Genomic DNA, 12,068 nt, shown 5'->3' with positions numbered 1-12,068 from the left:
GTTCATATGCAGGCGTACCATCTCTCTATGTATGACGGTGTTCCTTCCTTGCGATGAAGACCAGCAGACCGGATGATGTGCATCCCAGCGTTCCACCTCGGTATGTATTGCCAGTATATAGCGGGCTTCGCTGCCATTCGTCGTACGGCTTGTGCGCCGGACACCTTGTAAGGTACCACCGTTTATATTCGGCGAACAACCTGCGGAAAGTTACAAATGGAAACAATTCATTTACCAAAACGGATTTGTTATTCAACCTAAAATGGAATAATTATTTTATATATACATATTTTAGTAAATAACTTATGATCTTAACATATTTAAGGAAAGGAGGAATGCCCCTCAAGCGCGCGACGCTTTGCTTGCTTCTATCTGTTCTGCAAACACACAAAGGAGGAGTCTATCATGATTCGATGGTTAATGGTATCCATATGTATGTTGTTGCTGTGGGGTGTATCGGTTCCTGTCGCCCTTGCTGATCACGCAGCGGAAGGAGCAGTACAATCATCCGATTCCCCTGTCGCTTCAAGTTCTACCGCCGCCTCATTAGACACACAGGCACAGGGAGAATCGTATCGTAATGGATACAACTATTCGATCGCGCTGAATATGGAGGATGGCATCTACCGAGGATATGAAGGTGCGTACGGTCAAAGTATGACGGATGTCTTATTTCCAATCATGCGTGCTGAAATAGGTCATGACATGGATTTCTATGACTTTTTCTTTGGCGAACACGATGCAGAAGGCAATCCGCAATTTGCTATATCGTTCCGCGTATATGATGGGAAGATTCCCGACCTCATCAAATTGCGTACCCGCCTAAATACGATCAGTTGGTTGACGGCGCGTTATCCGATCACACCAGGCAAACCGCTAGTAGCACGCATTTCTTCCATTTGGCGCTGATCGACGGATCAGCATGAATCGGCTAGACAAGCACAACAAAGGCTACCGCATATAACAGACGGTAGCCTTTGTTGTGCCATGTACCATCCGCTACTGCGCAGCTTGTGACAATACTGGCGACAAAGCGGATCCTATGCGTATTCATTTGTCATCGTCATGTTCTTCCTGCTTCAGATCAATACGCAAAATGTCGTCGGTCAGACCGGTTCGTTTTAGCCATCCATACGTGATCAGAGTAGTACCGGCAATCAGACCGAGCGCTCCAGCATAGCCCCATGACCAGTCCAGTTCCGGCATGTTTTTGAAATTCATGCCCCAGATGGCGCCGAGTGCGGTCATCGGGGTCAGCAGCACGGTGAAGACAGTCAATGTACGCATGATCATGTTGGAGCGATAGTTGCCGATATTGTCATCGACTTTGAGCAGGGAATCAATCTCATGCTCGTAATTTTGCTGAAGCATTCGAATCCGATTCATATAGATGCGCATAATACGGCAGGTGTTGGAATTGTCGTGTGTATCGGGAAACGTCTCCTCGATCGCATACTCGATTTCCTTGAGCGCAATCGTATGTAGATTCCAGCGGGTTAACTGGTTGCGCAGATCAATAATTTCTTTGAGCAAACGACTGCCATTGTTGCCCTGCATCCGGTTCTCAATCTTCATCAGATACAGCTCGATCTCATCCATCCGCGCGAATAAGGCACGAATGAAGGAATTGATCACGAAAATAAATCCTTCGATCGGCTGTCCTTGTTCCAGTACATATTCTTCCCACGCTCTACCGCTAATCTTATTTTCCAGCCAATCGGTATTGCCAACTGTGATCAGCCTATCTCCATCTACGTAATAATGGAAAATCCAGCCGTCACCCGGCTCGTCCGTCAAGCGCGCAATAAGCGTGCCATTCATGGCATTTTGCCCGTCGACATAGGAGATGGTCGATATATGATTATGCCTGCACAGCAGACTTTCCGAAGCCCAAGCATTGATTCGCTCGTCAAAATCCTCATGCTCAATCAAATGCTGACTGTCATCCAAGTGGTACCATTTCCAGCCCTGACCGGATGGTAGTACTTCCGGTTTGTCCATGATGATCATCCTTCCCATGCTATCTGTCTATTATATAACCGCAAAGTTGCCGCTACGTATCGCTCGCATCTGTCGTATTGCGCAAATATTGATGTTCCACTTGGATCATCATATTACTGCGAAGTAACAAAAGTTTATCTTTTTATAACTGCCGGATTTCGGCAAGCCAGTTACGGGTATTAAAAAGAACAGGAACTTCCTTTTACACAGCATATCCGGTACACATATACAATCCGGTCAGACTATTTATTTCCGATAGGAGCAGGATTATGAGAAAAATCATGAAGCCCGAATTCTGGAAAGAAAGTGTTATTTACGAAGTATACCCCCGCAGCTTCAAAGACAGCAACAACGATGGCATCGGCGATCTTCCGGGCATCCTCTCCAAGCTTGATTATCTTCAGGATCTGGGCATCGATATAATCTGGCTTCCTCCCGTTTATCCGTCTCCGAATGCCGATTATGGGTACGATATTACCGATCATTACGGCATCAATCCCGAATACGGCACGATGGATGATTGGAAGCAGCTCTTGCACGAGCTGCATGAACGCAATATGCGCATGATTATGGATCTGGTAATTAACCATACCTCAGATGAACATCCGTGGTTCAAAGAATCTCGTTCCTCGCGTGATAACAAGTACCGAGACTATTATTTCTGGCGTGATCCAGCACCAGATGGCGGACCGCCCAACAATTGGACATCGTTTCTCGGCGATTCGATGTGGCATCTGGATGAACAAACCGGACAATATTATCTACATTCCTACGGTATCAAACAGCCGGATTTGAATTGGGATAATCCCAATGTGCGCAAAGATATGCATAGAGCGATGCGTTTCTGGCTGGATATGGGGATGGATGGTTACCGGATCGATGCGGTCAATTCCATTTCCAAAGATACGAGCTTTCCACCTGCCACTGATACAGAAAAAATGCAGGCGAACTCGTCAGAGTTTTATAAAAATGGTCCGCATATTCATGAATATTTGCATGAGATGTATACCGAAGTCTTTTCCCATTATAATATCTTCACAACAGGCGAAGCTTCTGACGTAACGCTGGAAGAAGTGAAAGAATACACGCACCCCGCGCGCGAAGAGCTGAACATGGTCTTGATGATCGAAGCATCCAAAATCTGCGACGATCCGAAGGACATGTGGAAAAGCAAATCATGGGATCTGCACGAGTTAAAGGAAATTGTCGCCAAGTGGCAAAAAGATCTGTACGGGGAAGGCTGGATGGGCACGTATCTGAGTAATCACGATCACCCTCGTCTCGTTGCCTATCTCGGCGATGAAGGACGTTACCGCGTCGAGTCTGCGAAGATGCTGGGCATTTTTCAATTGACATTACGCGGCACGCCATACATTTATCAAGGGGATGAGATTGGTATGACCAATGCGTCTCATCTGCATACGATTGATGATGTGACCGAACAGCAGGCACGCGTCTATTACGATCTAATGACTACCAAGTACGGCGAGGACCCGGAACAGGTAATGAAGCGTATTCGTCCCAAAGCTCGCGATAACGCACGTACCCCGATGCAGTGGGATGATAGTCAATATGCCGACTTCTCAGCGCATAAGCCATGGATGCAGGTGAATCCCAACAAGGAATATATTAACGTCCAGCGGCAAGAAGATGATCCCGATTCGATCTTGACTATGTACCGTAAACTAATCCATATCCGCCGCAAAAGTTCGGCTTTGTTATATGGCAAATACGATTGCATCATGTCCGAACACGATCAGATCTTCGCTTATACACGCGAATGGCACGATGAGCACTGGCTGATCATTTTGAACTTCTCGCGCTCTGAAGTGGAGCTGCAATTGCCACAGGAGTTGATTGATCGTCTCGAATCGTCCGAGCTGATTTTGTGTACACACGGCGATCATTCGCGCGATGTGGCACGCGCTGCGATCTCTCAACAACCTGCCCAATTGAAGCCATACGAATCGCTTGTATTCCGCGGTTTTTCCATTTTGGATCAATAAATAGTAAAAGGTAAAGCACTCCATCATAAATTCAAAGATAGAATGCTTTACCTCATACATAGCCAAATTAACTTTGATTAATGCTTTTTTTCAGAATTATCAGTAGACGCAATAACTTCAAGCTTTTCGATAAAATTAATAACCAATGACGTAGTATCAATTTTTGTGAGTATATGGTCATTAATATATTCTTCTTTTAAAAGTTCTTCTAAACTATCAGGATCTTTATACGCAATTATTTGTAAAAGCTGAGTAGCTAAACGGGCATCAAACAATTGCGGATGATGATCTAACATCCAAGATAGATCATAAAAATCTCGAGCTTTTTCTCTATTCGAGAATGCAGCAAACTTTGTGTTTAATAAATGATCCATGGAATACGTACGAATACCCTTGATAAAGATAGGTTTGAATATTCCTCGAGATAACATTTTTTTTTCACGGTAACTTATTTCTATTTTTAAAGGGTACGGTTGATCGCTAACACTGCCATAATTAATCATGTACCGGGTTACAGTTTCTGTATTCTTAGCAACCCGAATAGAACATGTAAAACCTTCATTTTTCAAGGTGTTTTCAATAAGCTTAATAAGGTTTACTGGTCTTATAGCATCAAGATCGATGTCTTCACTAAACCTGTTTAAACCATGACAAAATAATAGTCCTGTACCACCTTTTAGTGCAAAATTATCAGCGTCCTTACTACTATTAATTGCAGCCAGAATTTTACCGATGACGTGTATTCGCTCAACTTTGTATTTCTCCAAACTTTCTGGATTTATAGAAAGATCTAAATTCTCTAGATAACCACTCATCCAGAACCTCCTTGGAATCTTCATTTAAATAAGGCAACAACTTGACTAACATGTCAAAAACTTGGTTTACTTGCTCAATATTATTAAATATTTCGTCTTTCATTCCTTTAGCATAGCCGATACGACCTGTAGATTTCAGGGTACGATATACCAAATCAACAAAAGCTCGAGTATGATCAGCAATATAAACCTTACTTACTTCAATACCATAACGACGTAGAGAATATGCACGATTTTCCACACCTTGATTTCCAAATATAGGTGTAGTGTCTGCTTTACTTCCAACACCAAATAATTCGATAGGTTTATTTTTTATTAGCCAATAATTAGCAAAATGCCAATCGCTATTTGTATTATCGCCAACGTCCAAATTTAAAGAATGCAGTCCACTGATATAACGGCGCTTATCTGTGGTTGGTATATAATTATATTCCATACTATCACTCCATTCTTTATTGATTTGAGATGAAAAGCAATCTAATTTTATCATAGTCATTTTAAAACGATAACGCTATCTTTATCAAAACTATATTAAACCAAAAACAGATGAATCGCTGACAGGATCAAACCGACGATAAAGCCGCAGAGTGCGCCATTGACGCGAATCCACTGCAAATCTTGACCGACCTTCTCCTCCAGCATGTGTACCAATGTCTCGTTGTCCATCTGATCCAGATTTTCTTTGACCAGTTGACCGAGACGGTAATGGTTGCGGCTGACGGCGCTAATAATACCGCCGCGCAGACGTTCTTCCCACGCATGTACTTTCTCCGGGTCGCGACCTAGTTCGCGGATAAGCGAGCGGTACATTTTGAACAGATGCTTGCCGCCGGTATCGCGTTCGCGTTCCAGCATATTCACTGCCATACCGCGCACCTCTTCAAGGCGCTCCATGATGAACGCTTGCGCTGCTTCGCCTTGCAGCATTTCGTCTGCCCAGCCTTTGACTTTGAACCATGTCTCTTCATCGTCGACGACTTGGAACATCTGGATACGCAGCTCACGCAGCAGTGATTCGCGATATTCATTATCTGAACGCTGCAAGTTATCGACGGCAGACATCAGAGCATTTTGTAAAATACCACCTACGGTATCTTCATTAATCATGCCCGCGAACGCCTGAAAGGCAAAGCCTTTGAACCCGCCCAGATTGATGTTCTCCAGCTGCTCCAGTGCAATTTTGCCCAGTTTGTCGCGGTTTTGTGGACGCGCTGCCCAGCTGTGCACTTGCTTGAGCATATAATCGAGCGTTTTCTCGTCATAGCGCTCATTCAGCAGATGGGTCAACACTTTGTTGCCAGCCGCCTGCAAATTAGCTTTGTGCATATAATCGACCAGCCCGGATGATACCGAACGAGCAATCGGCTCCAGGTCTAACCGCTGTACCGTTGGGATCACCAGACTAACAATCTCACGCCGCACAGTCTTTTTGCCCAGCTGGCGGGTAATCGCTGACAGCGCAAACGGAAACAATTTGAACTGTTGCAGTTTATTTTCAATACTTTCTTTGTTCAGCAGTTCATTCTCCATCGCTGAGATGAGCGAGCGGATAATCTTCTCCCGATTGCGGGTCAACAACGATGTATGCGGGATCGGCAATCCAAGCGGATGCCGGAACAACGCGGTCACCGCAAACCAATCGGCAATCCCGCCGACCAGCCCAGCTTCAAAGCCGCCCTGAATCAGCAAAACGAGTGTCGTCTGCGGCAAAAACAGCGTCCCAATAAACCCGGCTGCCATAACCGCAAGCGAAATACTCGCCAAATACCTCGAATTCATAAGTTTCCTCCTCCAGCGCTTCACTCCACGTCGGCCTGCATGTGGCCGGATGTGCAATAGTATAGCACAACACTTCCCAATCCCACATACTATTACGTCAATCCAGCACGGCTGAATCAACAGCGATCGTGTTCCTATATAGATACGTTAAGAAGGAGCTGAAGGGTGTCGTTTATTTCAACCGATCATGTCTTTGCCTTACACGTCTCAATGATTGACGGTCGGTGTAGGTGGCGTTTGTTCCGATATGCCGGGCATTCGAATCGTTACTTGTCCGCCTCCGCCCTGTAGATCGTTTTGCAATTGTAGCGATCCATGATGCAGCTTGATCACATATTCGGCAAAGGTCAGTCCCATGCCGTAATGACCGTCTGCATTTCTACCTTTGTCCCCTCTATAAAAGAGTTCCGTCGCCTTTTCCAGTGCTTCGGGTGTGAAGCCTGGACCGCTATCCGTAATGACCATCGTTAATCCATGGCGATCACAATGCACATGGATGTGCATGCTGGCACCTTCTGGTGTATGATCCAGTGCATTAGCAATAATATTCATCAATGCCCGGTGAAATAGCTGCTTGTCCAGCGGCACTACCATATCGGTGCATTGCGCCTGCTGCTCGATCTGAATATGCTTGCAGCCTGCGTATGCACGGGTATCGCTCAGCAGTTCCTTCAACCACTCTTGAATCACCACATGTTCCTTATGAAGGGTCAAATTGCTGCCGGTGCGCGACATCATAATCAGAATGCGCACATGCTGATCAATTTTGTCACTGGCATTCAGAATGTAGCGGGTGTACATATCCTGTTCCTGATTTTGCTCTGATAAGCTGAGCAATTCGGCATTGCCGCGAATAATGGTGACTGGAATTTTGATATCATGAGCAAGCGCCGCAATCTGCTCCTGCTTGGTCTGTTCCATTTTCCACTGCGTTTCTAGCGATTGCTGCAACGCATCCTTCATTTCGATTAGCGCCTGCGCCACATCGTCAAATTCCTTAATGCCCGATTTCTTCTCGGCAAAATCCAGATTTTGATTTTGAATATGACGAGTGATTCGGGTTAAAGTTTTCAGACTATTTTGAAATCGTCTGGCAAAGATCGTCGTAACCAGAAACGAGATGCTCAAAATCGATAGTCCCAGCAGCACATTGCCTGTCCATTCGTAATTGGGCAGATGACTGCGTAAATAGGGCGAGCTGAATTGCGGACGCAGATCGGATAGCAGTACACAGTAGTCTTTGGGACGCTCGATCAGCGTATACACTTGCTGCCCGTAATACGCCGGGGATTGCCCGCTAACGAGTTGACTCGCTAGCTTGGTCTCCGCATCATCCATATTGCCATACAATACAGCATGGCTCTGTTTATCCAGAACGACGTATTTGGAGCCAAGCGGCAACATATCTTCGCGAACTTCTGGAGCTTCACGTATGATAGATTCTCCCTGCTTGATGAGTTGTTCGTTGTAATTGGCGGGGAAGACCCAGCCAGCGCGAATGGCAAAGGTGGTGAGTGCAAGATATAGACCAATGACCAGAACAAAACTAAGCCCCAGCGCAATCAAGTATTTAAACAATTCTCGGCGCAAGGTTGTTTTACGTTTATGTATGTTTATTCCCACCGGTATCCAACACCCCAGACGGTCGTAATTGGCATCCTGTCATGTTCTTTGCATTTTTTACGGATCGACCGGATAAATTCAGTAATGGTCGAATACAGCGCATTGCCGTCCATCCCGTAGATTTCTTCGTAAATCTCTTCCCTTGTAAACACATGATGACGATTACGAGCCAGACATTCGCATATTTTGTATTCATTTTTGGTCATATGTAGCTGCATATCACCAATCCAGATTTGCCGGAGATCAAAATCAAACGTAAATGCACCAATCTGCTGACGAGACGGTCGTTTCTCCCGTTTCTCACGCCGCAAATGTGCATTCACCCGCGCTCTCAATTCCTTCACGCCAAACGGTTTCGTAATATAATCATCAGCTCCGGTCATCAGCCCTTGTACGATGGCTTCCTCTTCCGAACGTGCCGTCAAAAATAAGATCGGACAATCTACCGCATCTCGAATCGTATGACAAAAATCAAATCCATTGAGTTGCGGCATCATCACATCAAGCAAAATCAAATCATATCCCTGAACATCCTCAATCGTCAGTTGATGAACCTGATCACGAACGCTGACCAGATGCTGATCCAACTGCAAAATATTACAAATCAGCGCAAGAATATCGCGATCATCATCAATCGCCAGTATTTTGAACACGACCATCACTCCTGCCTCGTAATCGGTCTCCAGTTCTACTCATTCGTATGTTCGGCTTCCTTCCCAATGACGGAACCATAATAGACTGCCTAATAAAGTCACGATGCTGACAGCAATCACCCATAACCATCCCGTTGCCATATCCTGTTTCAGATAAGACTGCACCGCTTCGGTCAATGTGTCCATATGCAGCAAAGCGATACTGTCAGTCATGCGTACGCCCCATGCCCACGGAATGTAGTGCCAGATGTGATCGCCTAGACCGGTAATCATAATAGCAGCAATCAACGTACCCGAACCGCCTAGCAAAATAGACGCTCCGATACCGAATGTAAAACTTACCCATAACTGGATTACATACAGTATAGCACTAGTAAGCAACAAATAGACCGCACCTAGCAGAAATGCAGCATACGGAACCTGCCCGATATTCAATGACAGCGATATGCCGCAACCAAGTAGTAATACCGACAGAATAATTGACAGACTGCCACAGCCCCAGACGAGTAGCAGCTTGCTCGCATACCCGGTTTCTTTGATGCGAGTACGGGTCAATACATTTTGAAAATGACCTGCCTGTTCCTCTTGCATAGCGACCATGCCGCAAATGATTCCCGATAGCAGAGGCAGCATCGCACCTAGCACTTCCATATAGCCTGTATACACATTGACCATCGTATACGTTCTCCCTTGCATATACAGCACATACACAATCGTCCAGATCAGCGGTAAGCCCACATGCATCCAGACAAAAGGCGTGCGTTTGACTTTGTACCAATCTGCATGCAGACATCGCCAGACCGCTATCATCTCAACTCACCTCCGTTGCAATAGAAGCTGAACGCGTCACGCCTGCGAATACCTTACCCGTCCAGACGAGCATTAGCCCAAATAGAACAAGCCCTAGCGGCACTCCAATAGCAATCACATCCACATTCCAAAGTGCATCACCCGGAACAAGCGGTACTCCATTCGGATGAACACCAATCGTCGGGCACATCATACGAATCGACCAGCTCCACGGATTGACCCACCACACCGGCAATGGCGCAACATACGTACCTAATCCAATTCCGCCTACCGCGTTCACCAGCAGAGCAGTGACCAACCCCCATTTGCGTGCCAGCCATAAACACAATGGAATCTGCCACAACGTTCCGAGCCACAACAACCCTGCCGCCAGCAATGTATTCAACAATTGCCCTCCAATAGGCATAACCAGTTGAAACAGCATCAATATCAATTCAAAAAAGAGCAACATACACAGCGTGTAGCCTGCAATCACGATCACTTTGGCATACCAGACGTTCGCCAGAGATACTGGCAACGAAAAGATACGATTGTAACCGATCGATCGTTGCTCTTTCTGATGAGACAACCCGCTCAACAATGCAATAACTAGCGGTAGAAAGAAAATCGACCACCAGTTAAACGTATTCGTCACCGTATACATCGGATTCATAAAAAAGGAAAATAGCAGCACCAATATAGGCACAACCAGCAGCAATTTACGTGAAAAGGACTTCTTGAACTTGAGGTGCTCTGCGCGCACATAACGAATCATCCTGTCACCCCTTCTGTCATACGATCTGCCTGTACAACATCCATAAATAGCTGCTCCAGATCATCATCTGGGTGAATCTCGCCCTGATATCCGAGTTTGCCATTGTTGATAATACCGATATGATCAGCAATCAACTCCACTTCGGACAAAATATGACTGGATAAAATTACCGTCATGCCTGCTTGCGGAAATGAACGAATCAATTCACGTAGCTCCTGAATGCCAATCGGGTCCAGACCGTTGGTCGGTTCATCCAGAATAAGCAGTTGTGGATGATTGAGTAAGGCGATCGCGATTCCGAGTCGCTGTTTCATCCCCATCGAAAATTGCCCTGCTCGTTTACGACCCGTATGGCTCAATGTCACCATATCCAGCACCTCGGTAATGCGTTGATCATCTAGCCCTAATAAAATGCTGTGCACTTTCAGATTCTCGCGCGCTGTCAGGTTCGCATAGAGTGGTGGTGATTCGATTAACGCTCCAATGGAACTTAGATCGCGGCGGCTCCACGGATGATTATCAAATACAATGTTACCGGAAGTGGGCGATAACAACCCCGTCAGCATTTTGAGGGTTGTTGATTTGCCAGCGCCATTCGGTCCGAGCAGACCGTATATGCTATTGCGACGAACTTGCAGACTGACATCGGCAACAGCCATTTCACGTCCGAACGTTTTGGAGAGATTGTGTGTTTCCAACATGTATTCACTCATATGATCCATCCTCTATAGTTCAGATTTGATAGCTAGCATATATTGATGATTGAAACGAATAATGACCGATTCCTGATCAGAATGAGCTGAAGTCGACTTGAGCTGATAAACGACTCCATATTGCAGGGGATGTTTTTCGCGAACATCTTGCGGATTTGCATAGACATACGGTTGCTTCAACTCCTGCTTGCTCCACCGTTTGCCATATTGATCTACCATATACATTTCCCCTACCGATCCCAGTGCGCGTCCGACTTGATCCGACTTTACCTCATGCTGCATCTGATATACCTCACCGTTAAATACAAAGCAATCCGAACGCCCTTCATCTATCAATTGTGCCATAGTCACAGGCTCCACATCGGGATCAACCGTATAGCTGGCTGTTTTCTCCGTTTCAGTGATTACCTTTTTCTTGAATTGATCCAGACTCTGACATCCCGTAGATACAACAACGAGCAGCATACAAACGACGGAAGATATCACTTTGACTGATCTCATTTCTTCGCCTCCTTGATGAATAGCCGATCTCAATCCATATAAAAAAAGCGGAGCACGCCGCTTACCCTAAAGGTAGCTCTCGTCCCCCGCTTGCAATCATTTCATACACAGGCCGTGCCCTGAATTTATAGTGTACGTATGTATACGGCCCGTTTGATTACTTACTGATATGACAGTTGCAAGTCGCAGTTTGGATAAAACATGTTTGCAATACACCTGTTACACAGCCCGGTGTACAGAAACTTTTGCTTTTCCATTGCGGCTCCACTTGCAGCGAAGATTGCTGCGGGTTTTTCACCAGATCCAGATCGAAATCATCGAATTTTGCCATGATACTCACTCCTCTCTTTGGGATGAGTTCATTGTATACGGCAAATATCAGGATTTTATCAGAATATGGATTTAAGTTATAT

At 45.6% G+C, this 12,068-nt stretch carries 13 protein-coding genes; 2 read left to right on the top strand and 11 right to left on the bottom strand.

The window, feature by feature from the left end; all coding sequences use genetic code 11:
- Positions 1-405 precede the first annotated feature (405 nt).
- Positions 406-909, top strand: a complete 504-nt coding sequence (locus tag ACE3MZ_RS01325; RefSeq protein WP_411344762.1) for a hypothetical protein — start codon at positions 406-408, stop codon at positions 907-909.
- A 141-nt stretch (positions 910-1,050) separates the two neighbouring features.
- Here ACE3MZ_RS01325 and ACE3MZ_RS01320 read toward each other — a convergent pair whose 3' ends face one another.
- Positions 1,051-2,001, bottom strand: coding sequence for a CorA family divalent cation transporter (locus ACE3MZ_RS01320; RefSeq protein ID WP_411344761.1), 951 nt, complete (start codon positions 1,999-2,001; stop codon positions 1,051-1,053).
- Positions 2,002-2,270: 269 nt separating this feature from the next.
- Here ACE3MZ_RS01320 and ACE3MZ_RS01315 point away from each other — a divergent pair, with 269 nt between their 5' ends.
- Positions 2,271-4,007 carry a glycoside hydrolase family 13 protein gene (locus ACE3MZ_RS01315; RefSeq protein WP_411344760.1) on the top strand — a complete coding sequence of 579 codons (1,737 nt, stop codon included), beginning with the start codon at positions 2,271-2,273 and terminating at the stop codon, positions 4,005-4,007.
- Between the two features lie 77 nt (positions 4,008-4,084).
- Here ACE3MZ_RS01315 and ACE3MZ_RS01310 read toward each other — a convergent pair whose 3' ends face one another.
- The 10 genes from ACE3MZ_RS01310 to ACE3MZ_RS01265 form a co-directional block, all read right to left on the bottom strand.
- Positions 4,085-4,822 carry a nucleotidyl transferase AbiEii/AbiGii toxin family protein gene (locus tag ACE3MZ_RS01310; RefSeq protein ID WP_411344759.1) on the bottom strand — a complete coding sequence of 246 codons (738 nt, stop codon included), beginning with the start codon at positions 4,820-4,822 and terminating at the stop codon, positions 4,085-4,087.
- On the bottom strand, positions 4,755-5,258 hold the full coding sequence (locus tag ACE3MZ_RS01305) for a hypothetical protein (protein WP_411344758.1): 504 nt from the start codon (positions 5,256-5,258) through the stop codon (positions 4,755-4,757). Before ACE3MZ_RS01305 ends, ACE3MZ_RS01310 begins: the two co-directional genes overlap by 68 nt.
- A 95-nt stretch (positions 5,259-5,353) precedes the next feature.
- Positions 5,354-6,601, bottom strand: a complete 1,248-nt coding sequence (locus tag ACE3MZ_RS01300) for a DUF445 domain-containing protein (protein ID WP_411344757.1) — start codon at positions 6,599-6,601, stop codon at positions 5,354-5,356.
- 207 nt (positions 6,602-6,808) lie between these two features.
- The gene (locus ACE3MZ_RS01295) at positions 6,809-8,224 is read right to left on the bottom strand and encodes a sensor histidine kinase (protein ID WP_411344756.1); all 1,416 of its coding nucleotides are present in this window, start codon (positions 8,222-8,224) and stop codon (positions 6,809-6,811) included.
- Positions 8,215-8,877, bottom strand: coding sequence for a response regulator transcription factor (locus ACE3MZ_RS01290; protein ID WP_411344755.1), 663 nt, complete (start codon positions 8,875-8,877; stop codon positions 8,215-8,217). Before ACE3MZ_RS01290 ends, ACE3MZ_RS01295 begins: the two co-directional genes overlap by 10 nt.
- Before the next feature lie 39 nt (positions 8,878-8,916).
- Positions 8,917-9,687: a lantibiotic immunity ABC transporter MutG family permease subunit gene (locus tag ACE3MZ_RS01285; RefSeq protein ID WP_411344754.1), complete on the bottom strand. Its 771-nt coding sequence runs from the start codon at positions 9,685-9,687 to the stop codon at positions 8,917-8,919.
- A 1-nt stretch (position 9,688) separates the two neighbouring features.
- Positions 9,689-10,441 carry a lantibiotic immunity ABC transporter MutE/EpiE family permease subunit gene (locus ACE3MZ_RS01280; protein WP_411344753.1) on the bottom strand — a complete coding sequence of 251 codons (753 nt, stop codon included), beginning with the start codon at positions 10,439-10,441 and terminating at the stop codon, positions 9,689-9,691.
- Entirely contained in the window at positions 10,438-11,154 is a 717-nt protein-coding gene (locus tag ACE3MZ_RS01275; protein ID WP_411344752.1) for a lantibiotic protection ABC transporter ATP-binding protein, read from the bottom strand. The genes ACE3MZ_RS01280 and ACE3MZ_RS01275 overlap by 4 nt, the downstream gene beginning before the upstream one ends.
- Positions 11,155-11,166: 12 nt before the next feature.
- Positions 11,167-11,655, bottom strand: a complete 489-nt coding sequence (locus tag ACE3MZ_RS01270) for a NisI/SpaI family lantibiotic immunity lipoprotein (RefSeq protein ID WP_411344751.1) — start codon at positions 11,653-11,655, stop codon at positions 11,167-11,169.
- A 157-nt stretch (positions 11,656-11,812) separates the two neighbouring features.
- Entirely contained in the window at positions 11,813-11,986 is a 174-nt protein-coding gene (locus ACE3MZ_RS01265) for a gallidermin/nisin family lantibiotic (RefSeq protein ID WP_188774481.1), read from the bottom strand.
- Between the last annotated feature and the right edge of the window lie 82 nt (positions 11,987-12,068).

It is taken from the genome of Paenibacillus sp. WLX1005 (assembly GCF_046603685.1).
Taxonomy (GTDB): domain Bacteria; phylum Bacillota; class Bacilli; order Paenibacillales; family Paenibacillaceae; genus Saccharibacillus.
Note: the sequence above shows the minus strand (reverse complement) of the source record. Positions and strands in the feature narration are given on the sequence as shown.